At 34.7% G+C, this 25,922-nt stretch carries 28 protein-coding genes, 1 tRNA gene and 1 pseudogene; 6 read left to right on the top strand and 24 right to left on the bottom strand.

What is annotated here, in order from left to right:
• Positions 1-111 precede the first annotated feature (111 nt).
• Positions 112-444 (top strand): TipAS antibiotic-recognition domain-containing protein, encoded by a 333-nt coding sequence (locus AAA915_RS00520; RefSeq protein WP_338198908.1) that lies wholly within the window; start codon positions 112-114, stop codon positions 442-444.
• Positions 445-477: 33 nt separating this feature from the next.
• Here the strand turns inward: AAA915_RS00520 and pnuC are convergent, their stop codons facing one another.
• The 5 genes from pnuC to AAA915_RS00495 all read right to left on the bottom strand — a co-directional run bounded on the left by pnuC (position 478) and on the right by AAA915_RS00495 (position 4,217).
• Positions 478-1,191, bottom strand: coding sequence for a nicotinamide riboside transporter PnuC (gene pnuC, locus AAA915_RS00515; RefSeq protein WP_338198907.1), 714 nt, complete (start codon positions 1,189-1,191; stop codon positions 478-480).
• Between the two features lie 142 nt (positions 1,192-1,333).
• Complete coding sequence (locus AAA915_RS00510) at positions 1,334-2,494, bottom strand: cation:proton antiporter (protein WP_338198905.1); 1,161 nt, start codon at positions 2,492-2,494, stop codon at positions 1,334-1,336.
• A gap of 141 nt (positions 2,495-2,635) precedes the next feature.
• Positions 2,636-2,959: an AzlD domain-containing protein gene (locus tag AAA915_RS00505; RefSeq protein ID WP_338198903.1), complete on the bottom strand. Its 324-nt coding sequence runs from the start codon at positions 2,957-2,959 to the stop codon at positions 2,636-2,638.
• Positions 2,946-3,653 (bottom strand): AzlC family ABC transporter permease, encoded by a 708-nt coding sequence (locus AAA915_RS00500; RefSeq protein WP_294830064.1) that lies wholly within the window; start codon positions 3,651-3,653, stop codon positions 2,946-2,948. The genes AAA915_RS00505 and AAA915_RS00500 overlap by 14 nt, the downstream gene beginning before the upstream one ends.
• Before the next feature lie 156 nt (positions 3,654-3,809).
• The gene (locus AAA915_RS00495) at positions 3,810-4,217 is read right to left on the bottom strand and encodes a carboxymuconolactone decarboxylase family protein (RefSeq protein WP_174795484.1); all 408 of its coding nucleotides are present in this window, start codon (positions 4,215-4,217) and stop codon (positions 3,810-3,812) included.
• Between the two features lie 158 nt (positions 4,218-4,375).
• Between AAA915_RS00495 and AAA915_RS00490 the strand changes: the two genes are divergently transcribed.
• Positions 4,376-4,744 carry a MerR family transcriptional regulator gene (locus AAA915_RS00490; RefSeq protein ID WP_338198898.1) on the top strand — a complete coding sequence of 123 codons (369 nt, stop codon included), beginning with the start codon at positions 4,376-4,378 and terminating at the stop codon, positions 4,742-4,744.
• Positions 4,745-4,854: 110 nt separating this feature from the next.
• Here AAA915_RS00490 and AAA915_RS00485 read toward each other — a convergent pair whose 3' ends face one another.
• On the bottom strand, positions 4,855-5,178 hold the full coding sequence (locus AAA915_RS00485; RefSeq protein WP_046324933.1) for an AzlD domain-containing protein: 324 nt from the start codon (positions 5,176-5,178) through the stop codon (positions 4,855-4,857).
• The gene (locus tag AAA915_RS00480) at positions 5,165-5,872 is read right to left on the bottom strand and encodes an AzlC family ABC transporter permease (protein ID WP_338198895.1); all 708 of its coding nucleotides are present in this window, start codon (positions 5,870-5,872) and stop codon (positions 5,165-5,167) included. The genes AAA915_RS00485 and AAA915_RS00480 overlap by 14 nt, the downstream gene beginning before the upstream one ends.
• A 213-nt stretch (positions 5,873-6,085) precedes the next feature.
• Between AAA915_RS00480 and AAA915_RS00475 the strand changes: the two genes are divergently transcribed.
• Positions 6,086-6,175, top strand: a tRNA-Ser gene (locus AAA915_RS00475).
• 113 nt (positions 6,176-6,288) lie between these two features.
• On the opposite strand, the gene AAA915_RS00470 is transcribed toward AAA915_RS00475, so the two are convergent.
• The 9 genes and pseudogenes from AAA915_RS00470 to AAA915_RS00430 all read right to left on the bottom strand — a co-directional run bounded on the left by AAA915_RS00470 (position 6,289) and on the right by AAA915_RS00430 (position 12,080).
• The gene (locus AAA915_RS00470; protein WP_174795586.1) at positions 6,289-6,672 is read right to left on the bottom strand and encodes a PH domain-containing protein; all 384 of its coding nucleotides are present in this window, start codon (positions 6,670-6,672) and stop codon (positions 6,289-6,291) included.
• 232 nt (positions 6,673-6,904) lie between these two features.
• Positions 6,905-7,078, bottom strand: a complete 174-nt coding sequence (locus tag AAA915_RS00465; RefSeq protein WP_338198892.1) for a hypothetical protein — start codon at positions 7,076-7,078, stop codon at positions 6,905-6,907.
• A gap of 562 nt (positions 7,079-7,640) precedes the next feature.
• Positions 7,641-7,874 carry a hypothetical protein gene (locus AAA915_RS00460; RefSeq protein ID WP_338198891.1) on the bottom strand — a complete coding sequence of 78 codons (234 nt, stop codon included), beginning with the start codon at positions 7,872-7,874 and terminating at the stop codon, positions 7,641-7,643.
• Between the two features lie 804 nt (positions 7,875-8,678).
• Positions 8,679-8,933, bottom strand: coding sequence for a hypothetical protein (locus AAA915_RS00455; protein WP_338198889.1), 255 nt, complete (start codon positions 8,931-8,933; stop codon positions 8,679-8,681).
• Between the two features lie 37 nt (positions 8,934-8,970).
• Positions 8,971-9,225, bottom strand: coding sequence for a hypothetical protein (locus AAA915_RS00450; protein ID WP_338198888.1), 255 nt, complete (start codon positions 9,223-9,225; stop codon positions 8,971-8,973).
• Positions 9,219-9,470, bottom strand: a complete 252-nt coding sequence (locus tag AAA915_RS00445) for a hypothetical protein (protein ID WP_338198886.1) — start codon at positions 9,468-9,470, stop codon at positions 9,219-9,221. Before AAA915_RS00445 ends, AAA915_RS00450 begins: the two co-directional genes overlap by 7 nt.
• A gap of 98 nt (positions 9,471-9,568) precedes the next feature.
• Positions 9,569-9,922 carry a hypothetical protein gene (locus AAA915_RS00440; RefSeq protein WP_338198884.1) on the bottom strand — a complete coding sequence of 118 codons (354 nt, stop codon included), beginning with the start codon at positions 9,920-9,922 and terminating at the stop codon, positions 9,569-9,571.
• A gap of 395 nt (positions 9,923-10,317) precedes the next feature.
• Positions 10,318-10,482, bottom strand: a pseudogene (locus AAA915_RS00435) (phage portal protein); the annotation flags it as partial.
• A gap of 677 nt (positions 10,483-11,159) precedes the next feature.
• Positions 11,160-12,080 carry a hypothetical protein gene (locus tag AAA915_RS00430; protein ID WP_338198882.1) on the bottom strand — a complete coding sequence of 307 codons (921 nt, stop codon included), beginning with the start codon at positions 12,078-12,080 and terminating at the stop codon, positions 11,160-11,162.
• A gap of 239 nt (positions 12,081-12,319) precedes the next feature.
• Between AAA915_RS00430 and AAA915_RS00425 the strand changes: the two genes are divergently transcribed.
• Complete coding sequence (locus AAA915_RS00425; RefSeq protein ID WP_338198880.1) at positions 12,320-12,901, top strand: phosphatase PAP2 family protein; 582 nt, start codon at positions 12,320-12,322, stop codon at positions 12,899-12,901.
• Between the two features lie 109 nt (positions 12,902-13,010).
• Here AAA915_RS00425 and AAA915_RS00420 read toward each other — a convergent pair whose 3' ends face one another.
• Positions 13,011-13,841 carry a DegV family protein gene (locus AAA915_RS00420; protein ID WP_338198878.1) on the bottom strand — a complete coding sequence of 277 codons (831 nt, stop codon included), beginning with the start codon at positions 13,839-13,841 and terminating at the stop codon, positions 13,011-13,013.
• A 243-nt stretch (positions 13,842-14,084) separates the two neighbouring features.
• Here AAA915_RS00420 and eno point away from each other — a divergent pair, with 243 nt between their 5' ends.
• Positions 14,085-15,371, top strand: coding sequence for a phosphopyruvate hydratase (gene eno, locus AAA915_RS00415; RefSeq protein WP_110446171.1), 1,287 nt, complete (start codon positions 14,085-14,087; stop codon positions 15,369-15,371).
• 85 nt (positions 15,372-15,456) lie between these two features.
• Here eno and AAA915_RS00410 read toward each other — a convergent pair whose 3' ends face one another.
• The gene (locus AAA915_RS00410; RefSeq protein WP_338198875.1) at positions 15,457-15,792 is read right to left on the bottom strand and encodes a YxeA family protein; all 336 of its coding nucleotides are present in this window, start codon (positions 15,790-15,792) and stop codon (positions 15,457-15,459) included.
• A gap of 93 nt (positions 15,793-15,885) precedes the next feature.
• The gene (locus tag AAA915_RS00405; RefSeq protein ID WP_338198873.1) at positions 15,886-16,215 is read right to left on the bottom strand and encodes a YxeA family protein; all 330 of its coding nucleotides are present in this window, start codon (positions 16,213-16,215) and stop codon (positions 15,886-15,888) included.
• A 210-nt stretch (positions 16,216-16,425) separates the two neighbouring features.
• On the opposite strand from AAA915_RS00405, the gene AAA915_RS00400 reads away from it, so the two are divergent.
• Positions 16,426-18,699 carry an HAD-IC family P-type ATPase gene (locus AAA915_RS00400; RefSeq protein ID WP_338198871.1) on the top strand — a complete coding sequence of 758 codons (2,274 nt, stop codon included), beginning with the start codon at positions 16,426-16,428 and terminating at the stop codon, positions 18,697-18,699.
• Positions 18,700-18,802: 103 nt separating this feature from the next.
• Here the strand turns inward: AAA915_RS00400 and AAA915_RS00395 are convergent, their stop codons facing one another.
• From AAA915_RS00395 to dnaJ, 5 genes are all read right to left on the bottom strand, one after another.
• Positions 18,803-19,321: a GNAT family N-acetyltransferase gene (locus AAA915_RS00395; RefSeq protein WP_338198869.1), complete on the bottom strand. Its 519-nt coding sequence runs from the start codon at positions 19,319-19,321 to the stop codon at positions 18,803-18,805.
• A 270-nt stretch (positions 19,322-19,591) separates the two neighbouring features.
• Entirely contained in the window at positions 19,592-20,119 is a 528-nt protein-coding gene (locus tag AAA915_RS00390) for an adenine phosphoribosyltransferase (RefSeq protein WP_338198867.1), read from the bottom strand.
• A 100-nt stretch (positions 20,120-20,219) separates the two neighbouring features.
• Positions 20,220-22,496: a single-stranded-DNA-specific exonuclease RecJ gene (gene recJ / locus AAA915_RS00385; protein WP_338199803.1), complete on the bottom strand. Its 2,277-nt coding sequence runs from the start codon at positions 22,494-22,496 to the stop codon at positions 20,220-20,222.
• Positions 22,497-22,529: 33 nt separating this feature from the next.
• The gene (gene lepA / locus AAA915_RS00380) at positions 22,530-24,368 is read right to left on the bottom strand and encodes a translation elongation factor 4 (RefSeq protein WP_294756330.1); all 1,839 of its coding nucleotides are present in this window, start codon (positions 24,366-24,368) and stop codon (positions 22,530-22,532) included.
• A gap of 369 nt (positions 24,369-24,737) precedes the next feature.
• Entirely contained in the window at positions 24,738-25,880 is a 1,143-nt protein-coding gene (dnaJ, locus tag AAA915_RS00375) for a molecular chaperone DnaJ (RefSeq protein WP_338198864.1), read from the bottom strand.
• Between the last annotated feature and the right edge of the window lie 42 nt (positions 25,881-25,922).

Genomic DNA, 25,922 nt, shown 5'->3' with positions numbered 1-25,922 from the left:
TTATTTAACTGATTTCTTAGCATCTGCTTAGCTTTACCAATTATTTGGAATTAAATTCTACGTATTTTTATGTGATTTTTACTTATTTTGTTGTTATAGTAATTTAAGTATTTGAATAATTCGTTGGAGGAAAATATGGCTGAAAAAAATCAACTAACTGAAGAAAAATATCATAAAATGAAAGAAACGGAAGCCGATCTTGTACGAGATTTGCAAGCAGTTGTTAAAGATCCCACGCAAGAAAAAGATTTAAGTGCTGCTATTTTTAAAAACCACCAGAAATGGCTGCAGATCATCATGCCAAATTATTCTACTAAAATTCACTTGGGTATTGTTAATGCCTATGATAATGATACACGCTATCAATCTTATTATGATGATAAAGCCGGTAAAGGTGCAACCAAAATCTTAAGTAAAATTGTGAAAGAACACTTGGAAAAATAAAAGAAGTCTTGTGCAAACAAAACTTCTTTTTTGTTAATGAAACCAGTGAACATGCTTATCAGTAAAAGCAAGTAAATCATTAGTTAAATATAAAATATATGTTAAAAATAGTGTAAGATTAGCATCTCCTTGAAATGCAGTAACTCCCCATAAAATAATTGATAGAATTCCTTGAATAGTCCAAAAGTAATACTGTTCGCGAAAGTGCAACATACAAAGAAGTGAACCAGTAATTCCTATTGCACCAGCTGTGGCATCAATTACAGGACGTGGACTACTAAAAATCTTTGTGTCCAGCAGATAAAGTAAAGCTAGAACTACAGCAAAAAAACTAACAGTCATAAGCCATTTTTTAGTCGTTAAACCATGAATATGTTTTTCCGTGTCTTCAGACCAGGACGGCAACATTAGGACGGGTAAATCCAATAGTAAAATATAAATAGCTTGTAAAATAACATTAGCATAGTTTTTAGCATATACGGAAACTATAATATAAATCGCAGCAGAAACTAAACCCAAGATACCGTTAATTTGCCTAGCGTTAGTGATAGCGAGTGTGCACGTAAAGCCCAGAATAGCAGCAATCATCGTTAACAAAGAAGTTTGACTGATGGGCGATGCTACAGTAACACCGATGATAATGCCTATTCCCAACATTAACAATAAATATGTTTTAAAGCTCCAACCGCGCATTTGCTTAATATACCATCTTAATTTAAAGATTTCAGCACCTGGCTGAATTTTCATTCGACCTTCCTACCTTCTGCTTAAATTTAACAATAAAAAACATGTTTTTCATATTATCATAACTTTTAAGCAATTTTAAGAGATTTGACTAGAAGGCTTAGCAGATGATTATGGCGTTAGTAATTGGTATTTTTAGGATTCATTACTTCTGAACCATTTTTGATATTGACCATTTTAGGAGAAAGGGCGAAACCACAGTGGTCATAATAATTGCTCCGATCACTGTTGAATATGCCGCTGGCGCTAGTAAATGGTTAGTTAAGCCTATTTGTGCGACAACAAGAGCCATTTCACCGCGAGAAACCATCCCGGTTCCAACCAATAATGAACTGGAATTACTGAAACCTGCTAGTTTTGCTCCTAACCCCGCTCCCACCAATTTTGAAAAAACACTGCCAATTACCAAGACCAAAAATAAAATAAAGTCATTTAGAATGCCTTTAATACTCATGTCTAAACCAATACTAACAAAAAAGATGGGAATAAAACTGCTGTAGCCAATTACCGTAAAATTCTTTTTGAGAGTTTTCTGCGCTGAAGTACGATTCAATGCTAGTCCGGCAAAAAAGGCTCCAATCAGGTTACTAAAGCCCACCTTCTCAGCTCCCCAAGAAGCCATTACTACAATAATCATTGCCACTAGCGTCTCTGGAACCGGTAATGTCAGACGCTGACTTAAATTTATCAAACGGGGTATAACGTAAACACTAACCAAAACTAAAAGTATCAGGAATGCTGCTTGAGTCAGTAGGCTTAGAATTAAATCTTTGCCCTTATTTGAGCCGGGTTCAGATAAACCCGTTAGCCCACTAACAATGCTCAAAAGTAGTATTGAGAGCAAATCATCTGCTACTGCTGCGCCCAAAATTGTCATGCCCTCTTTTCCTTGTAAGCGCCCCATTTCCTGCAAAACTGCAACAGAAATCGAAACAGAGGTGGCTGAAAAAGTTAAGCCTAAAAACAAACTTTCCACTTGAGAAAATGCAAAAATAATGCCAGTGACATAAGCAATAATGATTGGTACAATCATGCCAAATCCAGCCACCAATATACTGGGACGCAGTAACCTTTTCAAAGTTTTCAGATCACTGTCAAGGCCAGCCAAAAACATTAAAAAAATCACACCAATATCGGAGAATACTTTTATAATTTCTGTAGGTTGCACAAGATTAAGAACTGCAGGACCAACTATTATTCCAGCCAGCAATTCACCAACAACTGCCGGCAATTTTAATCTGGCACTAAATTGTCCTCCAATTAACGTGGCTAATAAAATAACGCTCAGCATACCTAAAAACATCATTTGCACTCCCGCTTTCTACAGCAAAAAAAGGCCTTCACAAATTGCTTTGGCAACCCAAACCAAAGAACAATTCTTGAAAGCCTTAAACTCCAACCAAAATATTTATAATATTAATATTATACCATTTTTAACTTAAATTTTCTAAATTAAGCGTAGGACTGCTAAAGATATTATGCCTACAATTACAATCACTAGCAAAGATTTACTAATAATTGCTGCTACCACAGTTGGTACCGAAGCAATTAAAAAATCTACTCTTACCTTGGGTAATTGTCCTGGTTGAGCTATGAATAAATTGCAAAACCACATAGTTGACATTATGACAATTGGCACAAATAATAAAAACTCAACTACCACTTTTGGTAAAGAAAATTTTTTTAATAGAAAAAAAGGCAGTACCCGGGATAACCAAGTTGTAATCCCACAACCGATAATTGTTAAATATATATAGTTAGAAGAAGACACGTTTTATTACCATCCCTAATGTACATCCGATAAGCGTAACAACAATAATAACTAAATTGGCGGGCAAAAATATCGTTAAACCGTATGTTAACGCCAATGTCAATAAAACTACTATTGCTTGCAGCAGCTTATTTAGCTTTTTATCACCCTTTATTTGCAAATATAATAACCCAATAAACATTGCCACATTTGCAAAATCTAGTCCTAATTTTTGGGGATTTTTAATAAAATTGCCCAGCACCGCACCGATCACTGTTGCACTAACCCAGGCCGCATAAGAAATGATATTTTCGGTATTAAACCAGGTAAAATTCATTTTCCCGTTTGTATAATTAATTTTATTCATAGCTAAAGCAAAGCTTTCATCAGTTAAAAGCGTACCAATTAAAACGCCCTTACCCAAACTATCTTTTTTAAAATAGGGCGCAACAGTCGTACTCATTAAAATCATTCTTGAGTTGACCATAAATGCGGTAAAAATAATTGAACCTATTGGACTACCCAACGCCAGCATACTAACAGTAGTAAATTCTGCCGAGCCAGCGTACATAATAAGCGACATTAAAATTACAGTAATAGTCGAAAAACCAGTGGCTCGACCGATCACGCCAAAAGCAGTTGCAATTCCCAGATAACCACAAACAGTTGGAATAGTATCAGACACAGCAGCACGTTTTGATAATGAACTTCCCATATAACACTTTCTTTAATCATTAATACAAAATATTAATTAACCTAAATTCAAATATTCTGGTCTTTGATGCTAAAAAATCACATTCGCTAACATTTTAAAAACATGAAATTAAAAAACTAGCATACTTGTTAACAGTAACTAGTTTTTATCATAACTTTATTCACTCTTATGAGACTTAGTGAAATCAATTCCGCGGTCTTTAAATACTTGTTTTGCAACAGTAATCGCATTCAGGACTTTAGGAAATCCAACATAGGGAATCGTTTGAATAAAGGTTTCAATTACCTCTTCAGGCGTTAAGCCAACATTTAAGGCGCCATTAATATGAACATTCAATTGGGGTTCAGTGTCACCTTGCGTCAACAAAGTTGTGATGGTGATCATTTCTCTTTGCTTCAAATCTAAAACTTTCCTGTCATAGATGTCACCGAAAGCAAATTCAATAATGTAGCGCCCCACATCTTCTGATAAGCCAGCAAGTGAGTCAATAACTGACTGGCCTCCTTCCCTGTCCACTTTCTCTAAATTTTCCAGACCCTTTTGATAGCGTTCATCGTTTGTCATAGTTTTCTCCTTTTCATTTTGTTTTTTGATATTTAACAAGTTTTAGAATAATTGCTGGAGTATAGTCCATGTCAACTACTTTTCAAAAAATTTTGAAGTAATAAAATATGACGATATACTATTTACTGAAATCAAAATTATTTTTGAAAGGAAATTCGATGAAGTATTCAATTGGTCAATTTTCAGAACTTAGTGGTTTTTCAATTGACACATTACGCTATTATGAAAGGCAAAAATTACTTTTCCCAAAGCGAGATGAGAACAATCGCCGGGTTTATAGCGAAAAAGATGTAGCTTGGATCAGTTTTATCTCACGCTTAAAAAAAACAGGCATGAGCATTAGAGAAATGCAAAAATATGCCAAATTACGTTATGCGGGCAATCAAACTATCCCCGAAAGATTAGTTTTATTATTTAATCAATTAGATTATCTACACGAAGAAGAAAAGAAAATTGAAGATAATATTGAGTTTGTAGAACAAAAGATCAAAACCTACCTCAAGACGATTGGAGATTTAAAGGAGTAAGAGTGGGATTTTCATGAATTTCAATGTTATCTTATTGAGATAATTTAGAAAAAAATATGACCTCCGAAATTGTCTTAATTTCGGAGATCATATCGTTCTATAATTTGTTTTTAAATTAAACGCAGAACCGCTAGGGAAATCATTCCCACTATCACAATGACTAATAGAGACTTACTAATGACTGCAGCTACAAAGGTCGGCAGGGATGCTAGAACATACTGCCAATTAAATTCAGGCAAATGCCCTGGCCTAGCTATAATTAAATTACTGAACCAGAGTGCGGCCATAATTACTATGGGAACAAAAGAGAGAAATTCAACTAACTTTGGTGGCAATGAAAATTTTTTTAATAAAACAAATGGTATCACCCTTGAAAGCAAAGTGGTCACTCCGCACAAAACAATCGTTATTAAAATATATTTAGAAGAAGACATATTTTAGCACCATTCCTAAACTGCAGCCAATCAGGGTAACAACTATTACTACTAAATTAGCGGGCAAAACAATGGTCAATAAGTAGGTCAACGCAAAAGATATTAATATTACTATTATCTGTAATATCTTATTAAGATTTTTGTCACCCAACACTTGCAAATAAAGTAGACCGATAAACATTGCTACAATGGCAAAATCCAGTCCTAACTTTTTAGGGTCTGTAATAAAGCCGCCTAATATTGCACCGAGGAGTGTTCCAGCTTGCCAAGTCAAATAAGAAATAATATTGACAGTATTAAACCAAGTAAAGTTTAATTTGCCTTTTGTATAATTTATTTTATTCATACCGAGAGCAAAACTCTCATCGGTGAGAAAAGTTCCAATCAGGATATTTCTTTTTAGATTTTCTTGTTTTAAGTAGCCTGCGACGGTTGTACTCATTAGTATTACCCGAGAATTAACTAAAAAAGCCGCTAAAATAATTGAAGCTATCGGGCTGCCAGCAACCAGCATATTGAGAGTTGTAAGTTGGACCGATCCAGCATAAATAATAAGAGACATCAAAGATACTTCGATTGTAGAAAAGCCACTTGCTTTACCGATAATTCCAAAAGCTGTACTAATACCAATGTAACCAAATATAGTAGGAAGTGCTTCTTTAAATGCTGATTTTTTAGTTAGGTAACCGTCCATTGCCACACCCTTTTCTGTAGGCTGTCTAAATAAAATGTTAAATAAGTTAATTTTAAATTAATTTGTAGCTTAACATTTATTATTATTTTTTACAACATTATCTTTTTCATTGCACGACAGATAAAAAACTACAGAATACTGACTATTACCCAGTTTTATGGATAAACAACAAGTTGAAAAAAATTTTAGATAAGGTATAATGTTATTCGTTACGGAGAGTTGGCAGAGTGGTAATGCACCGGACTCGAAATCCGGCGAACCAAGTTTTTCCTTGGCGCGCAGGTTCAAATCCTGTACTCTCCTTAAATCAAGTTAAAAAGCTTGTAATATTAGCTATTACAAGCTTTTATTATTCTTCCGCACGGCATTCACACGGCATAAAAATAATAAAGAGCAATTTAGGAAATTACTCTTTATTATTTCAAAATTTCAATTGGTTTTACTCCCTGCTCAACACGCTTTGTATTAGCAATGTTTCTCAGACTAATAGAGACCTCATTTGCATTTTTTATATATGGGAGTGTTTTCACCGTTCCGTCGGTAAATGTAACGTAAATATAGCCTCCGCTAAATATATTTTCTCTTGAAGAAATGTTTTTAATACGATAAAGGTCAATGTTTTCTTGTCTTTTATTAATCAAACCATGCTTATAAACAACTACTCCAGCTTGATTGTCTAAATAATAATCTGTAGAGTAAATATCAATTAATTTTGGAATAGCTAAAATAAAAGCAGTAATCCAACTCCAACATAGGGTAGGTACTATGGCACGCCAATCTTTCTCATAAATAATATTCATAATTATTTTCCTTCTTAAATTTAAAATACTTAATTCGATTATCTGCTTTATACATACACTTTTCAATTTAATTATAATTAATTTTACAACAAAATAAACCACCCAGAAATTAATCTGAGTGGCTTATTTGATATATTTTTAAATTTCTCCATAGCGATATCTGAACCCGATAAAAAGTGCCTTTTAGTATCCAACTTCGTCTTAAATTACCAGTTTTAACCTATGTTCAGACTTACGCCTTTAGCTTATATGTTTCCAAAACATTTTTAGCATTCTTCTTAACTTCATTTTTAAGTTTACCACCAGATACCTGGGCATTAACATGCTTGGCAAACTCTTCAAATTGGCTGTTGTCAAAATCGACTATCATAACGTCAAAGGCAGCTAAAATCTTCTTCTCGTCCAACGTATTAGTTGTAACACCTTAGCCACTATCTTTAGTTTGGTTTCCTAAAAATAGTTTACTAAACATGTAATTGTCCATTTCGGGTATTTTTTCATCAAGGTTAAATTGACGGCTATTGTTTGCCATTGAAACAACATAATTAGATTCGTCTACATCAAATGGATCTACTAGCGTTCTCCAATAACATTCATTTTTTAATTCATATGAATCCCAATCATTACTATAGTTAGCCTTAATATCAGTGATTGTGCGCCTTTGTCTTCTACTTGCTTTTTGAGTGTTTTTAAATCCTTGTCACGCTCTGCAATCAGCGACTGAAAAGACTCGTTAGTCTTATTCAGTTCGTTAATCTTGGACTTTTAGTTTTCAACATCGGCGCCATGTAGGCTCATTACTTTGTCAATTTGTTCATCTGTTAAATTTAATTTTTTTAGTTCTTCACGTTTTATTTATTTGTTTCCTCTCTCGCTTTTTTTACGTGTGGCGAACACAAAAAAAATAAGCAGTTTTACGCCTTGCTCGGGGGACAAAAAAGCAGCTTAATTGCTGCTTTAACTTCGAGTTATAAATTTTCGTCTTCTGGCAAACCATATTTTTTGTTTGCCGCTCTTATTTGCTCTCTCAATTTTTTGTGGTGTTCATTATCAAAAGCTGATTTAGGTAGTTTCTTAGCAAACTCGATCAGTTCTTTTGTCTGCTTTTTTTCTTCCTCAGTCTCTGGGTGGTCTCTTCCAATTACCTTGCCACCACTAGGTAAGTGCCAGCGCAGGTCTGAATAGGGCTCTTTCTTATTCAATTTCATCAACCTCCAATATTATCTGTTCACCTTTGGTATAACCTTTTAGAATTTTGGATTTTCTGTTACGTCCAAATAGTACCTCTTTTTCTTCTGCTAATCCATAATCTGATAAATCAACGCCATTTTTGCTATTTCTAATAATAATTTGAACGTTATCATTTTCATCGTAGATTGCTTTGCTTGCAGAAATGTAACTGGGTTCTACTAATATTGCACCTGGCTTTTTTTAAAAAAATCAGTCAGTTCTTCTTCGTTCCAAGAGTTTAGTGAACGGTACAATGGCTTGTTCGATTGATATTTAGATAATTTACTTAAAGCTTAATAAAGGTTTGCAATATTTTCCTTATCATAATCATTAATTTTAAGCTTTTTCGTAATTTATCATTAATCTTATAAGATCAGAATGAAAGAAACTTTGCTAAGCCTTGTTTTTCCTGTTCAATTAGTCCAATTTTTATTTCGATTTGTCGACTGTTACCACCATATTCATATTGATTTTTCCATTTATTTAATGTCGTATTATCAACATACCTTTTTTAAAATATTATTCCACTTTGCACAATCAGAAAAAAGAAAGTCATAATAAGAACTATTAGAATATTATCTTGATATTTATCAAAAATATCAAGATAATGTGTATTCTTTAAAAAGCTATATGGAAGTATACCTCCTACAAAGCAAAGACATAAACTTGATAAAAAAGTTGCTAACATAAAAAGCAACCGAGCACCCAAGAATATTTATCAACTTATCTATTGTATCTAAATTTTTCATTCTGCATATGTCCTGTGAAACTCAAACTTATGCCAATAATTCTGCTTTTTTAATGATTTTTTTTAAATCATTTAGCCATATGTCTTTTTTTGTCTCATCGTATTCTTCCGTAAACTCAGGAATAACATCATTCAAATAATCTTCCATTTTAGGATTATCTATTGCTAGTTGATCCGTTTCATCTGCAAAATAATCTTGAATAGTGAATGTATACATATAGAGTTCTTTAGTATTAAATGCATTTTTTAAGACATTAATTGCTTCTTTTTCACTTTTTTTCAATTTTGCCCTACTTCTTTACTGGCATATAGTTTACTTGCTATAAAGCTGTTGCACTGACCACATCTGAAATCCATACATCATCTTTAGGGTCATCTGCCATAAATAACGTTTCAGGTTGATCATCTGACTCGTCTTCTATCTCATTAACAAAAATTGTACGTTTAGTTCCATCTTTTAAAGTAAAAGTTACATTTCTAGCACGAAAATTACCTAAAATCTGTACTAAAGTCATTTTATTTGGACCCATATATGCTACCTGATTAATATAAAACTTTGAATCTATAGTTACCATTGAACATTATCCATTTTAGAATATAATTCGGATAACTTTTTACCCTCAATTTCAAAGTTCAATACTTCATTAGTATCTTTGAACTTTTTAACATAATCACCACTGCCTAGCTCACGTCTTTCTGTAAAATAAGCCGCATTCTGGTCTGGCTCCAATAACCAACGCTGATTATTTAAAGTGAACTCTATTTCATATCCTGTTTCAATTAAATCCCTAAATTGAGCTAAACTCTTAATTTTACTCATTATTGTGCCACCTCCTTAAGTTCTCAATTTAGTTTTCAGTTAATGGTCTACAGTTCTTCTATATAATCTTATTTTGCCACGGGTTTTATCAAATTGTTTTACCCAAAAACGTAAATGTGGTACGAACTTATGCATTTTTTATTGCCATGGTCTGTTAAGTCTAAATCTTTGTCAACATAGCCTGTTTCATCATAATACCTATACTTAACTAGCTTACCGTTACTTAATCTACCAATCACTGATAATGGCTTACCTTTAGTCGACATATTATGCGCTTCTTTTATAGAAGAAACAACTTTTTCGTATTTATTAATACGGTTTTGTTCTTTTTCTTTAATACATCTAATTTCAATTTGCTTGTTCCACTGCTCAAAGGACATGTTTCCAACATATTCACCCTTGCCCGTTTCAGGGTTATGTGCCCATCTTTCAGAGCTATCAAGCAATAGCATTGTCATACATCTATAATATGGATGTATTAAAGGGTAATTTAAACCTTCTACTTTATCTTTTAAATCAAAGACTTTTTCGTCTAAATGAGTGCACTCTTCACACGTATGCGCTTTTAGTGTTGGTAAATATTGAAATTGCTAATTTCTTGACTTAAAGGCAGTAACCGTTTGCCAGATCCCATATTCATGCACCTAGTGATACTTCACTGTGTCTAGGTTTAATTCTTTGTACGATCGCCTCAATGCAACGAGTCTACAGTTTAGATCAGTAGAATATATCGGGGTTATTTGATCAGGTGGTACAATTGCTTACCTAAATTATCTTTTTTCATCTATTCAGTAACGTAGCCATACTATACTGGCATTAGTCGCATCTATAACTAGCTCTTTCAACCTTAAGCCAAAGTTGTCACCCAGCGTATTTTGTTTTGCTGATTAAGCTTATCGTCGTCAACGTCAATCGCTGGCGGTTCAGTGGTCAAATAGCTTGCATCTTGGTCAACTAACAACTGGTGAAAGTTAGAACTGATTCTGTTATCTACTGGTCTGGGCGGGTTCTTACTTTCTTTTTCAGTACCCTCATCTTTAGTTTTTGATTCAACATTATTTTATTTTTATTCAAAAACACAAATACTATCTTTTTTAGAAACACTGCTGCCCACGTATCTCCCATTTATCTTTACAAAGTGAATGAAAATCAGAAAATTTTTCTTGTTCCCACTAGAAAAAGTTTAGAACTTTATTTGGGTCACAAAATTCTTGAAACAAATGACTCTTCTTCATCAGAAAAAATGATTTATACTCAGCTTTTTTAGCTCTTCTAATATTGAATAGAGATAGTCTGCAACGCAAAATGCTTATTAACAAATTAAGTTCGTCGAAATACAACTATAAAGATGAACCAGCATTTCATTTTCAAAAGACTTTGATGAATATAGAAAAAAGCAGCATTATCAGCAAGCTGTATGCCAATAAGCGTTATCTGTTAAACAAATATTTAACTTTCAAAGGGCGACTTTTGAAATACCTTTAGTATACCCATTTTTTATTCTTTTTGATACTTGACATTCTATAAGAAATCCTGTTGAAAAAGATTAAATGAATAGAAAAATAGAATTAAGCTTTATAACCAAATCTACTTTCGGTATTAAAAAAGCCAGTGAAAGAAATTACTTTTACTGGCTTCTCTTTGTATCAGCGTCACAACTGTTAAGGTTATCCAAATTTAGTCTTATAATTAAAAGACTCTGACATTATATAAATATTTATATTGCAATCCAGTTCCAACTATTGCTACTAATGCTCCTAAGAGGTTTGCTGCTAACCAATTGATTGAATTGCCCTTGAACAGACACATTGCAACCCAGGGTGCAATGGCTATCAGATAGCCGCGCGCAGCCGTCATTAATAAAGTGCCCCATATAAAGTCTTTACTTATATTATTTGAAACAACTTTATTATGTAAAAACCTTTGAAATAGAACTGTACCCAATACTATTAAAATAGTAATTAAAACAAATTGCCAAGCTTCAAATTTAACTAAGATGAATTCTTTATAGGAAAAATAATTTGCCAAAAGCGCAAAACCACACGCAATATCAAAGAAAAAGCCTTGGCTGACATAACCCTTTTTGCAACTATTAACACTAAAGTCAACAGCATTTTTGCAGGTCTTTCCTAGTGCTTCCTTTTGCCTGTCAATGACTTGATGATTAGTTAGGTAATGATACTGACAAGTTATTCCAATCAAAGCCGTAAATAGGCCAACTAGCAAAGAAATAAAGAAATTAAATCTTCCCTGAGTATGCATACTAAGAGCTAGTAATGGTGCGTTTCCTATTACAAAAGACCTCACTCCAGTTGATATCAAACTAGTATTTACGAAAAACGATGTCATCTTTTGGGAATTAACCTTGTGTCGCAAGAAGTTTTGGTAACGAATTACGCTAATGATTGCCACAATAGCTAACAATACAAATAGCCAGTCAAACCAAATAATAGAAAGCAAAAGTGTCAAAAGATAAAGGATGCCATAAACAACGAGATCACCAATATGATTTGTAGAATTATCAGCTAAAGCAAAGTTATGTTCATGGTGAGCAATATCACGTATAGCTTCACCCACAGTCTCTTGCTTAGAAGTGTGATTATTATTCATTTTTTCCTCCTAAATTACGCTCTAACTTGATAATAATAATTTTAAGTTGGTTTTAATTATAGTCAAGCTTTCTTTTAAAATAATTACCTTACTAAAACTAGTTTTGATAAAAACTCAGATTCTGAATTTCCTTTAAATTACAAATATTAAGTTTTACTCAAGAGTAGATTTTAATTTTTATCCTTTGCCTTGTTGCTGTTAAAATACAAACGAATATAAATTATAGGTAGGGATGTGTTTTGAATATTAACTTTTGGCTAGCAACGATATCTGCTCTAATACTAATACTACTTATCTTTAATGTCAGAAATTCACGGCGTTTTAATCTATTCGATCATTGGCTGCATCACAAATTGATCAGAAAACGTGATGGCATTGGTTGGCAAATAATTGCTTTTATTAACGACCCAAAACTGCTGGTTGTGTTGGATGTATTTCTGGCAAGTTTTTTAATTAGCAATAATGAAAATTTGCTTGCCTTCTGGGCCTTATTTACTTTAGGCTTTACCGATTTAATTGGGATTTTTTTGAAAAAGTGGATGCGCAGAAAACGTCCAATTCTGCACTCAGATTTAGAAGATGGCTATAGTTTCCCTAGTGGTCACGTTTTAGGAAGTACCGTCATGGCTTTAATTATCTGGCATCTTTTTGCAGGACGACTAGGAAACAGGCTGCTTTGGATTTTGCTGATAATTTGGCTAATGGTGGTCATTTCCCGTATTAGCCTTAAAGCCCATTTTCCATCGGATATTATTGGAGCAACATCGCTTGCAGTATTCTGTTTTAGCATTTCTCAACAATTATTACTAATGATTATTTAAAAAACAGCCCTGAACTAAAAAGTTAGAGCTGTTTTTTGATACGTTAAATTATTTCGATATTACACAAAATTTAATTTTAAAAAAATGGCGGACTTTCTTCTATTAAAAATCATAAATCATCAAAGCCTATCATTAAGCTGCCCTCTTCGGCATAAAAGGTACAAAGCCCTCTCATTGAACGAATTACTATTTCTGCTTGAGGGTAACTTGCTAAAATTTTTTCTTTTAAAGTTTGGGCATCTTTTTCATTTTTACAATGATCTATAATCAAACGCCCACCTTTGTATTTCATTTCGGCCATTAATTTAAGAATTTCTTTAAAAGCACGCTTTATCCCTCTAACTTTTGATAATGGCTCTAATTTACCCTCATCACTGGCGGTGCCAACCACATCAATATTTAAAACTTTTGCTACTTTGGCAACGGCCATGTTTATCCGACCATTTAGTGCTAAGTTATGAAGCGATTTTAATACGACAAGTAAATGTGTATGTGTCTTGTAATCCGAAATTTTTTGCTCTAAATCTACAAAACGGGTCTTACTATTAACTAACCTTTCAATTTCTCGCAAAATAACAGAAATTTCTGGTCCGGCCGTTCTGGAATCAACTACAAGCACATGACTTCCAGGATGATCTTTTTCATAAATTTGTTTTGCCTGAAATGCAGATGAAAAGCTTCCGCTTAAACCGCTGGTAATCGTCATAATGATTGCTAAATCTGATCCCTTTAAAGCATTTAGCCATTGATTGATACTAGGGCATGATGTCTTACCTTCTTCGGTATTTTTTTCCATACTAGCAATAAAACTGTCAATGTCAAGATTTTCGTCATCAACAAAATCTTTTCCGGCAATGGTCATTGTTAGGGGTACGACAGTTAAATCATCATTCATTCTATCGTTTGAACCAGAGTCGATTATTAACTTTACTTTATCCATATCTTATATCCTTATAGAAATAAACTATCCTTTTTAAAAAATATATAGCTAAATAATAAATCAAACCTGCAAAAAAAGCGACAAAAATATTTTTAATATTTTTTAACATTAGAAATCGTTTACAAATGTTTACATAATCACAAACTTAGGCTAAAATTTGTGATGTAGATATGGAGCTTGTGCTCCACTAATGTATGTACTTACACAAAATAGTACAGCATTTATTATTTAGGAGGTTTTTAGATGTTAAAATCAGTCATTGAAAATGTTCATGCACTGGAAATCTATGATTCACGTGGTAACCCAACTGTTGAGGCTTTTGTAACCTTATCAAATGGTGTCGTTGGTAAAGCTGAGGTTCCATCAGGTGCTTCAACTGGTGAAAATGAAGCAGTTGAATTACGTGATGGTGGCAGTCGTGTAGGCGGCAAAGGTGTTTCCAAAGCCGTTGAAAACGTAAATACTAAAATTGCTGATGCCTTAAAGGGTTTGGATCCACACGATCAGGCAAACATTGACCGCGTAATGATTGAATTAGATGGTACCCCTAACAAAGCTAAGCTTGGTGCTAACGCCATTTTAGGTGTATCTATGGCTACTGCAGCTGCTGCCGCAAAAGACAGCCACCAACCTTTATACAGATACCTTGGCGGCACTGATCTTGAAATGCCTCAAACTTTCCACAACGTTATTAACGGTGGTGAGCATGCTGACAACGGTATTGACGTTCAAGAATTCATGATCACTCCAGTTAAGAAGACTTCATTCCGTGATGGTTTTGAAAAGATCGTTAACACTTACCACACTTTAAAGAAAGTTCTTGAAGATATGGGTTACGAAACTGGCCTTGGTGATGAAGGTGGTTTTGCTCCTAACATGAAGAACTCTGAAGAAGCTTTACAAGCTTTACACGATGCTATCGTTAAGGCTGGTTACAAGCCTGGTGAAGACATTGCCATAGCTTGTGACTGTGCTGCTTCTTACTTCTACAACAAAGAAGACGGCAAGTACCACTTCGAAGGTAAAGTATTTAACGATGAAGAATTAGCTCAATACTACGACAAGTTACTTGACGAATTCCCAGAGTTAATCTCAATTGAAGACCCATACGATGAAAATGATGTTGACGGCATGATTAAATTTACTCAAAGCCACAAAGACAGAATTCAAATTGTTTTGGATGACTTTATTTGTACTAACCCTAAGCTTTTGACTAAAGCTATTAAGGAAGGTGCCGGTAACGCTTCATTGATTAAGTTAAACCAAATTGGTACTGTTACTGAAACTTTGGAAACTATTCGTCTTTCACGTAAGAATGGATACAACACCATGATTTCCCACCGTTCAGGTGAAACTGGTGATACATTTATCGCTGACTTTGCCGTTGCCGTTAACGGTGGTCAATTGAAGACTGGTGCTCCAGCTCGTTCAGAGCGTGTTGAAAAGTACAACCGTTTACTTGAAATCGAAGAAGAACTTGGCGAAGGCGAGCGTTTAGCTACCTTCCCAGACAGCGTTGATAAAGATTAATTTATCAATTTAAAAAAAGTCTGCAATAATGCAGACTTTTTTTATGTCTTTTTTTTTATGCCTTTTTTAGATTATAACAAAGTGATTACTCATTATCTCCTTTAATTGCCTTTAGGTAAGTGTTTTTTGAAATATAATCAATCTTTCTGACGTACTGACCTTTGTGGTCAATCCTTATATATTGCCTACCTGGTTCATAGCCGCCCACTCTCTTGATTTTATATGGTAATTTTTTTCCAGTCTCTGGATCTATTGCTTGAACATTTAGATATTCTTGAGTATTACCCGGAACTTTCGCATAACTTATAGCTTCGTCAATTGTGGGATCTGCTCTATCAGTCCATGAATTATGGTTTAAAGGAATTTGGTTAGTGATGATTAAAAAACAAACATATATTGGTACTAACATTTTTTCAAACATGGTATTTCCTTTCTGCTTGCCTAAACATTTACTTTTTGTTCAACTTTTAAATATAACAAGTTTAATTACTGCTACCTTAAATTTTTAGAACTTCTATTTATTTACAACTTTTGAAAATTCTTTTTTAGAAACATATTGAATTTCCTTAACATATTGGCCTCTGTGATCAATTTTTATATATTCCAAACTAGGATCGTATCCTCCTACCCTATTTATTTTATAGGGAAGCTTACTTCCAGTTTTTGAATCATAAGCCTGAACGTTATAATATTGTTGAGTATTTTTCGGTACTTGAGCATAACTTTTGGTTTCCGGAATCGCAAGGTTGAAGTAATCCACAATTTCATTATGAATAAAAAAAGGAAAACAAAAGAAAGCCGTAATTGTTAGCAATGAAACTAAAAGTATCTTTTTAAAGGACATGGGACTCACCTTATTAAATTAAGTATAGCTGCGTACTTCCGACAAACTTTGGAACAATCATAATTGTTTAAGCGAAGTGTACTAATACACTACTATACCTAGTGTACACTATTTTGGGATTTTTTAAAACAAAATTGGGAATAAATTTATAGCAAAAGCGGTCTTTTTATGCTACGTTAATTAAAGTATTAAAACTAAGGAAGTAAAATTATGTCGGAAAAAATCACTGGTTTAACTCAAGCCCAAGCAGATGAACTTTTGCAAAAAAATGGCTTAAATGAGGTACCGGAACCCCAGTTCAATTTTTTTAAAGAGTTTTTATCAAAGTTATGGAATTTATCAGCTTGGATTCTCGAAGCTGCTCTACTTTTGGAGTGTATTTTGGGAAAATGGATACAATCTCTATTCGTTCTTTTAATGCTTCTTTTCGCTGCTTGGAACGGAGCTTCCAAGAAAAAGCAGTCAAGACGCGTTTTAAATAATATCTCGCACAAATTGACTCCTACTATTTTTGTTCAGAGGGACGGTCAATGGCAAAACATTGACTCTAAATATTTAGTCCCTGGAGATCTAATCAGTATGCAAGCTGGAGATGTTTTGGCGGCAGATGTAAAACTAATTGATGGTCAAGTTTCTACCGATGAAAGCTCAATCACGGGTGAAGCCAGAACCGTCCGGAAAAATCCGCAAGATACAGCCTATGCCGGTACCACCGTTACGGAAGGCAATGGCCTTGCTGTTGTTACAGCTACTGGAGCCAATTCTCGGTCCGGTAAAACAATTAATTTAATTAATAATTCCGCTGCTCCGGGACATCTGCAACAATTACTTACTAAAATTATTTATTATTTATGTATTCTTGATGGGATTTTAACTTTAATAATTATTATTGCTTCCTTCTTCAAGGGAGGAGATATCAATAACCTGATTAATATGTTGCCATTTTTGGCAATGATGTTTATAGCTTCAATTCCCGTTGCCATGCCCTCTACCTTTGCACTTTCCAATTCATTTGAAGCTACTCGTCTTAGTAAAGAAGGAGTGCTAACTTCAGATTTAACTGGAATTCAAGATGCCGCAAACCTTAACCTGATTTTGCTGGATAAAACAGGAACTATTACCGAAAATAAAACAGCGGTTGGTCAATGGACAAACTTCAGCTCATTTAGTGATAATGAAGCTCTGGAATTAGCTTCGGCTGCTACAGATCAAAGAAATAAAAAGTTAATAGACACTGCAATTGATGAATATATAAAAAAGAAGGGATTAATAGTTAAATCAGCTTCTGACTTTACTCCTTTTACCTCTAGTACCGGCTATTCAATGGCAAATTGTAATGGCCATAATATTAAACTGGGCTCTTTTAAACAACTTTCATTAATTGATAAAAATGCAAATGAAAAAGCTAAGGAAGTTGATTTTAGTGCCGGTCGTTCAGTAGCTCTCTTAATTGATGATAAATTAGCCGGTGTTTTCATCTTGCAAGATATGGTAAGATCTGATTCTAAAGAAGCTTTGGGTGAACTCAAAAAACGTGGAGTAAAACCGATTATGCTAACTGGGGATAACCAAAAAACAGCCGTTGCAGTTGCTAAACAGGTTGACTTGCAAGGTGATGTAATTTCTATTCATGATTTCACTGACCAAACAGATACAAGCAAGCTCGCTGGAATTGCAGATGTTTTACCAGAAGACAAATTACGCATGGTTAAATTCTTTCAAAAGCAAGGCTATATTGTGGGAATGACCGGTGATGGCGTTAATGACTCACCAGCCTTAAAACAAGCGGAGGTTGGCATCGCCGTTTCGAATGCTGCAGATGTCGCAAAAAGATCAGGCAAAATGGTTCTTTTAAATGACGGTTTATCTTCAATAGTTAAGATACTTGATGCCGGACACAGAGTTTACCAGAGAATGACGACATGGTCATTAACCAAGCTGGCGAGAACTGCTCAACTAACCATGCTATTAACCTTTGGCTATTTATTCTTCAACTATATTCCAATGGCCTTAAACGCAATGGTTATTTATACTATTATGAATAATATGGTGACGATGATGATCGGTACCGACAGAACCCATATCACATATAAACCTGAAAATTGGAATATGGCAAAATTGGCTAAGATTGCCTTTTCATTAGCTTTCGGCTGGACGGTAATTGGAATAGCAGGTATTGCTTACCTCAATACTCATGGCTGGAGTCACGGTACAATATCAACAATGGTTTATGTTTATTTAGTTCTCAGTGCAATGTTCATCGTCCTAATCACCAGAACTAAAAAATTTTTCTGGCAGGATTATCCTTCTAAAGCTGTTGGCTTAACCCAACTAGCTGATGTACTCTTAACCGTAATATTAGCTTTACTGGGAATTGCTATGACAAAAATTAGCTGGATAAATTTACTACTCACTTCTGTTGTTGCCCTAGTGGCTGCCATAGTGATTGATCTCTTTTACCAACCAATTATGAAGAATCGCTAATTAAATAAAAGCAAAGAAAAACCTGGTGATGGAAAAAACTCCATTATCAGGTTTTTAATTTCAGAATAGATTGCTATTGTGATATTTGATAACAATTTTTCTTTTATTTAAGTAGTTCATAAACATATGAGGTTTCATTTGGTCGGTAAGCTCCGTGCAAATAACCAACTTGGGAAAAACCCATCTTTGCAATCAAATGTTGCATTGCCTTATTGTCTTCGTGAGTATCAATTCTGATTGAGTCAATGTCGTCTCTGTTGTTTTTGATATCATTGATAACAGCCTGTAAAAGCTTGGTGGCATAGCCTTTACCAGAATGCTGAGAATGAATTGCCACACGATGAATAACCACATATTTATTTGTATTAGACAACCATTTGCCATCTAAATGATCATAAACATGATCTGGTCCGTCCACTATGGCAATAGCACCAACTGTCTCCTGGTCTTCAGAAACAGCTAAAAAAGCCCAGCCGTTTTCAATATCTTCTTTAATTTGTTCTTTTGACGGATAATCTCCTTGCCACTGATCAACACCACGTTCAGCCAGTTGATTGGCTCCGTCTTTTAAAATAGCGATAATTCGGTCAAAATCGGCCATTGTTGCTCTTCTTAATTGCAAATTATTCTATTCTCCTTTTTTAAAAATACTGTATCATTATATATACTTGACTTGGTCTTGTAAAAAATTTGCACTTAAAAAGCATAAAAATTTGTATCTTTCGGAAATCGCTTTCTTTGAAATTAAAAAATTGTACAACATTTTTATTAGTCATGAAAAAAAGCGTTCCTAATAGTTGACTTTAATGTCTAACTATTAAGAACACTTGATATAAAAGCTATATTTAAATCCAATTCAAAAATTTATACTTAAATTCTGGCTTTCGCGTTTTTAAGCACCATGATATTTAACGAGTGAAAATACGTCAAGTCCTGGCAATTTTTCTTTTCCCTTCAAATCTGGTAATTCAATATAAAAAGCTGAACCAACTAGTTCTCCACCTAAATTTTCAATTAATTCTTTACATGCTCTCAAAGTTCCCGCAGTAGCAAGTAAATCATCACAAACTACTACACGCTGACCTGGTTTAATAGCATCTTTATGAATTTCCAAGCTGTTCGAACCGTATTCCAGATCATATGAAGCCCTTTCGACTTCCCGTGGTAACTTATGCGGCTTCCTTGCCGGAACAAAACCAATACCTAACTCTGTAGCTACAGGGCAACCAACAATAAAGCCACGAGCCTCTGGACCAACAATTAAATCGGCATTTTTACTTTTAACGTATTCAGCTAACTTATGAGTAGCTGCTTGAAACAACTTGCCATCCTGCAGAACAGGGGTAATGTCACGAAAGATAATACCCTTATTAGGGAAATCCTTAACACTTGCAATATGTTTCTCAAAATCGTTTGCCATAAGAAGAAAAAACCTCCAAAACTTAACTTTCTTGCTAAAGCTTACTCGACCTTAATATTCTAACAGATTTTGAACTTAAAAGCATTAAATACGTGAAAAATTAATGTTGCTTTAATTGCTCATTCACGTACATTAATAATTTCTGACTTGGCATCTTTCTTAAATCAGTTATAAATTTAATTTGGGAATTAGTTGCCTTAAAATAAGTAGAATCTGTTAATTTTCTTTTTATTGGATTTGCAACACCGATTATTCTGTCATCTTCTAATTTGATAAATTTTAGTTCAAAAAATACCCGCAAAATAAAAAGAATATTATTATAATCAATTTGTAAAAATAAACCAACCTCTCGATAATCTGTGATAGCCAAACCAGGATGAGAATACACGTATTTCAGTAGCCTCACAAAATCAGCTTTTGGCGGGAGCCGCTTAACAGGCAGTTGATCCATAATAAAGCGCAAATAAAGTTGTTCATAATTATTCGTTAAAGCTAAGTTAAGTTCCTGCTGATTACGGGGCACATCAAGAAAAGCAGCTACTTCACCCTCATTGTTATAATCATTTATCAAAGTAATTTTAGCTGGATCAATATCATATAAGCTAGAGGCAGTATTTTTATTTCTTTTATCAAAAATCAAATACCTATCCGCAAATCCCATTATGTACTTTTCATCGCGCAGATCAATAACAGGTGCAGGAACTGCTAATTTTGGCGCAGCAAAAATAATGCCTTTTATTATTCCTTGCAGTTTAACCTGATTACGGTAACAATTTTCTTGCAGCTCAATAAATATTTGATCTACATAAGGTAAGAGTATTTTAGTCAAATATTTTTTATTGAAGCCGACAACATCAATGTTCCTATTATTTTTTCTAATATTTAACTTAATATGATTTTTTTCTTTTCCCATGTAAAAGTAACTATTTATTGCGGGATGCAATATGCTGAAAACAGGAGCCACATTATCGCTGCCAAACGGACCCGCCTTTTTAATGTCAGCAATTATTTTCAAGTCAAGATTAGAAAATGGTAATTCACAATCATAATAGCGGATATTTAGATTATAAATTCCTTTAAAACTTTTCTCGAAAGTTGCGCGCAATGAAGAAATCTTGTCTTCTGTCATTGACAGACCACAGGCAAAGTCATGACCGCCAAACTTGAGAAAAAGCTTATTCTTTAGAGGTTCTAATGCATTAAAAAGGTTAAAGCCGTCAACTGACCTCCCAGAACCTTTTATGATTCCCCTGTCATTTTTGGTCAGTACTATAGTTGGTTTGTGAGTTTTTTCTACAAGCTTATTGGCGACTAATCCTAAAACTCCTTCATGAAACTTAGGATCATATAAAACTAATGTTTTATTTCTTTCCCAACCGCTATTTTTAATTTGACTGAGACAGGAGTTGTAAACTTTACTAGTTAAATTTTTGCGTTTATCGTTTAACTCTTCAATTTTATCTGCAATTTTTTCTGCTTCATCATCAGTTTCACACAAGAGAAGGTCCACAGCTAAACTGGCATTATCCAGTCTGCCAACTGCATTAAGTCTTGGCGCAATATTAAAGCCGACATCATTTTCGTCTATGTGTCCCATTTGCAAACCAGCTTTTTTTATTAGGGCTCTTAAACCTGGTCTCTCGGTTTCATTGAGCATTTTGAGGCCTCGCTTGACGATAATGTGACCTTCTCCTGAGACTTTAACCATATCACCGATTGTCCCAATCATTGCTAGCTCCAGTAATTCTGGCATTGAATCTTGCATCAAAGCCCGACTAATTGTATAGGCCACTCCAGCGCCACAGTAATCATCAAACGGATATTTTTGCCCAGGGTAATTACAATGAACTATGGCATAACTTTCAGGCACTTTATCTTGAAATTTATGGTGATCAGTAATTATTGTATCAACGCCCATACTTTTAGCATAGTCTACTTCTTCAACTCCCGTAACACCATTATCAACAGTAATAATTAGTTTCGTTCCGTCTGCTGCAATTTTCTTGTAAGCATCAAGATTTGGTCCGTAACCATCCTTAAAGCGATCAGGAATGAAGAAATGGACATCAGCTCCTAAAATTCCCAGCGTTTCCATCATGATACTGGTGGCAGTTATACCATCTGCGTCATAATCACCATAAATAGTAATTTTTTCATTTGCATCAATTGCCTGATTAATCCTTGTAACAGCTTTTTGCATATCATGCATTAAATAGGGATCTGCTAAATCTTCTTCAGTTGCATTAAACCAAAATGCAAGTTTTGCGTCAGTATTTATTCCGCGCAAAGAAAGCAGCTTAGCCGTAATCGGACTAAGCTGATACTTTTCAATCAATTCTGGAGCTAATTCTTCACCTTTACGCTCGCGCCATTCAATCATTAATTTAATTCAGCCTTTTTATTTTTTCTACTATTTAGAATTTAAGTCATCATCATTCATTTTTAAAACTGCCATAAAAGCATCTTGAGGAATTTCAACGTGTCCCACAGCCTTCATCCGCTTTTTACCCCTCTTTTGCTTTTCTAGTAATTTAGCTCTTCTATCAGGGTCACCTGTGTGAATTTTCCAAGTTACATCTTTACGGTAAGGCTTTACTGTTGCCCTAGAAATTATTTTGGCCCCAATTGCCCCTTGAATATCTACCTCAAAGTTTTGCCTTGGAATCAACTTCTTGAGCATTGAAGTCATTTGTCTTGCTCTATTTTGCGCTTCGTCTCGGTGGGCTATGAAACTTAAAGCATCAACAACTTGCTTGTTCAAAAGAATGTCAATTTTAACCAAATCAGTTGCACGGTAACCAGTAATTTCGTAATCAAGAGAAGCATAACCTTTAGTTGAAGACTTCAAATCGTCGAAAAAGTCATAAATAATTTCAGCCAATGGCATATTATAGATAACATTAACACGATACTTGTCTAAATAATCCATTGTCACAAATTCACCACGTTTGCGCTGACAGAGTTCCATTACTGGACCGACAAAATCATTAGGGACCATTACTTCTGCTTTGACAAAAGGTTCTTGCACTTCTTTATATTCACCAGCAGATGGTAGATCTGAAGGATTATCAATTACTTTTGTGGAACCATCATTCATAATTGCGTGATAATCAACAGAAGGTGCAGTCATTATTAAATCTAAGTCAAATTCCTGCTCAAGTCTTTCTTGAACTACATCCATATGGAGCAAGCCTAAAAAACCGCAACGAAAGCCAAAGCCCAGAGCAGTCGAAGTTTCGGGTTCAAATTCTAAAGCAGCATCATTTAGCTGCAATTTTTGCAAAGCTTCTTTAAGATCATCATATTTAGAGTTGTCAACTGGATACATACCGGAATATACCATTGGTGGTATTTGCCGATAGCCTGGTAATGGTTCAGCTGTGGGATGTTCCGCTTTAGTGATAGTATCACCGACACGAGTTTCACGAACAGATTTAATGTTGGCAGTTAGGTAGCCAACATCCCCAGCAATTAAAATATCTTTTTTAACTGGATGTGGGCTGGAAACACCCACTTCAGTTACTTCGTATTCTTTACCCGTATTCATGATTTTTATTTTATCGCCAGGCTTAACAGTGCCCTCTTCAATTCTGACAGAGAGAACTACTCCGCGATAGTCATCATATTTAGAATCGAAAATTAATGCTTTAAGTGGGTCTTGCAAATTACCTTGTGGTGCTGGAATATCTTTTACAATCCGTTCAAGTAGTTCTTTAATACCCTGACCTGTTTTCCCAGAAACTTCAACAGCATCAGATGCATCTAGTCCCAACATTTCAGTAATTTCTTCTTTAGCCTGCTCCGGATTAGCAGAGGGTAAATCAATCTTGTTTATTACAGGCAAGATTTCGAGATCATCATCAATTGCCAAGTATGTGTTTGCTAAAGTCTGAGCTTGCACACCTTGTGAAGCATCGACTACTAAAAGTGCACCTTCACATGCGGCCAAAGAACGTGAAACTTCGTATGAAAAGTCTACGTGTCCCGGTGTATCAATTAAGTGAAAAATATAATCCTCACCATCGTTGGCATGGTACTTAATTTCGACCGAGTTCATTTTAATGGTAATACCGCGTTGGCGCTCAAGCGGCATGTCGTCTAACATCTGATTCTTCAATTGGCGTTCAGATACTGTATCTGTCAACTCCAAAATGCGGTCCGCAATCGTTGATTTTCCATGATCAATATGAGCAACAATGGAAAAATTGCGAATGTGTTTTTGATAATCTTGTAATTTTTTTATATCCATAAATAATTTGCACCCTTTACTCTATCTTTATTATTATAGCAAATTCAACAGACTGTATAAAACTAAATAAGAAACATGCCAAAATTAAAGAGCTAATTCCTTTATATTTTAGGAATCAGCTCTTGTTCAAATTGCCAAAAATGTTAATAATACTTGACTATACCGTGTTTATCAGGTTTTCCATTTTTTGCAAAAAGTTCCATATATTTGTAAAATTCTTTTTTGCCCATTGAGGTGCATCCGCCGATATAGTTATCCCAGTATCATTTTTATTCCAATATTTATAACCCTTAGGACATTCTAACATTGCAATTTTTCTCTTCTTTTTATCAAAAAGATCTAATCAGTTAAGTCATGATAACTTGATTATCACTGTAATTTTTCTTTTAGTCTTTCAAAAAAGCCTTTTTCTTGCGGTGTTATTGACCCACCACCTGCTTTGACAAAATCAACTAAAGCCTGTTTTTGCTTCTCATTAATTGATTTTGGAATTTGAACTTGAACGGTGGTAATCTGATCACCATTGCCGTTGCCACGCAAATATGGAACACCTTCTCCGCGTAAGGTAAATTCCTTATTTGGTTGAGTACCTGCAGGAATCTTTAGCTTCTTTTCGCCATGTACTGTTTTAACTTTAATCTCATCGCCTAACGTTGCCTGGGCAAATGAAATTGGAACGGTCGTATAGATAGTTGTACCTTTACGTTCAAATTCCTTTGACGGTTTAATCCGATAGCTGATGTACAAATCACCGTAAGGACCACCATTTTTACCAGCTTCGCCTTGACCTTCATAACGCAATTGCTGGCCATTATCTATTCCAGCAGGAATATTGACTTCAATGGTATTCTTACCGTCAATTACGCCATTACCATGACAAGTCTGACAAGGATGTTCAATAATTACACCTTTTCCATGACACTTGTCACAAACAGCTTGCTGTCGAATCACACCTATCAGAGATTTTTGAGTTATGGTCATATAGCCTGAGCCATGACATTTATCACAAGTTATAGGATGTGTACCTTTTTCAGCACCATTGCCCCCACAAGTTGGGCAGGTTTCACTACGAGTATACGAAACTTGTGTTTTCTTACCCGTAATTGCATCCATAAAATCAATAGACAAAGTATAATCTAAGTCTTCACCGCGAGTTGGCGCCGTGGGATTTACATGATGTTGACTGGCACCAGAGGCACCACCGAAGAAATCATTAAATATATCGCCAAAATCACCGAAGCCACCAAAGTCACCGTATCCTTGACCAGCACTCCCGAAACCTCCTTGACCATTGACTCCGGCAGAACCAAATTGATCGTATTGGGCTCTTTTTTGCTTATCATGTAATACTTCATAGGCTTCGTTAACCTTTTTATATTTTTCCTCAGCACCAGGCTCATGGTTTAAATCGGGGTGATACTTCTTGGCAAGTTTTCGATAAGCAGAGGTAATTTCTTTATCACTGGCATTGCGATCTACTCCCAGCACTTCATAATAATCTTCTTGTGCCATCTATAAGCTCCTTAACCTTACAAAAGAAAAGAACTACTTTTC

This window comes from Lactobacillus rizhaonensis, from assembly GCF_036246345.1.
Lineage (GTDB): Bacteria > Bacillota > Bacilli > Lactobacillales > Lactobacillaceae > Lactobacillus > Lactobacillus rizhaonensis.
This window is presented reverse-complemented; position numbering and strand designations above follow the sequence as displayed.

Coding starts and splice junctions, on each gene's coding strand:
- AAA915_RS00510 (WP_338198905.1), bottom strand. CDS start 2,494: ATGATGTTTTTAGGTATGCTGAGCGTTATTTTATTAGCCACGTTAATT.
- AAA915_RS00480 (WP_338198895.1), bottom strand. CDS start 5,872: ATGGACGGTTACCTAACTAAAAAATCAGCATTTAAAGAAGCACTTCCT.
- AAA915_RS00430 (WP_338198882.1), bottom strand. CDS start 12,080: ATGAATAATAATCACACTTCTAAGCAAGAGACTGTGGGTGAAGCTATA.
- eno (WP_110446171.1), top strand. CDS start 14,085: ATGTTAAAATCAGTCATTGAAAATGTTCATGCACTGGAAATCTATGAT.
- pnuC (WP_338198907.1), bottom strand. CDS start 1,191: ATGAAAATTCAGCCAGGTGCTGAAATCTTTAAATTAAGATGGTATATT.
- lepA (WP_294756330.1), bottom strand. CDS start 24,368: ATGGATATAAAAAAATTACAAGATTATCAAAAACACATTCGCAATTTT.
- AAA915_RS00485 (WP_046324933.1), bottom strand. CDS start 5,178: ATGTCTTCTTCTAAATATATTTTAATAACGATTGTTTTGTGCGGAGTG.
- AAA915_RS00445 (WP_338198886.1), bottom strand. CDS start 9,470: ATGAGTAAAATTAAGAGTTTAGCTCAATTTAGGGATTTAATTGAAACA.
- AAA915_RS00405 (WP_338198873.1), bottom strand. CDS start 16,215: ATGTCCTTTAAAAAGATACTTTTAGTTTCATTGCTAACAATTACGGCT.
- AAA915_RS00470 (WP_174795586.1), bottom strand. CDS start 6,672: ATGAATATTATTTATGAGAAAGATTGGCGTGCCATAGTACCTACCCTA.
- AAA915_RS00440 (WP_338198884.1), bottom strand. CDS start 9,922: ATGCTATTGCTTGATAGCTCTGAAAGATGGGCACATAACCCTGAAACG.
- AAA915_RS00390 (WP_338198867.1), bottom strand. CDS start 20,119: ATGGCAAACGATTTTGAGAAACATATTGCAAGTGTTAAGGATTTCCCT.
- AAA915_RS00500 (WP_294830064.1), bottom strand. CDS start 3,653: ATGGGAAGTTCATTATCAAAACGTGCTGCTGTGTCTGATACTATTCCA.
- AAA915_RS00495 (WP_174795484.1), bottom strand. CDS start 4,217: ATGACAAACGATGAACGCTATCAAAAGGGTCTGGAAAATTTAGAGAAA.
- AAA915_RS00450 (WP_338198888.1), bottom strand. CDS start 9,225: ATGGTAACTATAGATTCAAAGTTTTATATTAATCAGGTAGCATATATG.
- AAA915_RS00420 (WP_338198878.1), bottom strand. CDS start 13,841: ATGGATAAAGTAAAGTTAATAATCGACTCTGGTTCAAACGATAGAATG.
- AAA915_RS00410 (WP_338198875.1), bottom strand. CDS start 15,792: ATGTTTGAAAAAATGTTAGTACCAATATATGTTTGTTTTTTAATCATC.
- AAA915_RS00490 (WP_338198898.1), top strand. CDS start 4,376: ATGAAGTATTCAATTGGTCAATTTTCAGAACTTAGTGGTTTTTCAATT.
- AAA915_RS00400 (WP_338198871.1), top strand. CDS start 16,426: ATGTCGGAAAAAATCACTGGTTTAACTCAAGCCCAAGCAGATGAACTT.
- dnaJ (WP_338198864.1), bottom strand. CDS start 25,880: ATGGCACAAGAAGATTATTATGAAGTGCTGGGAGTAGATCGCAATGCC.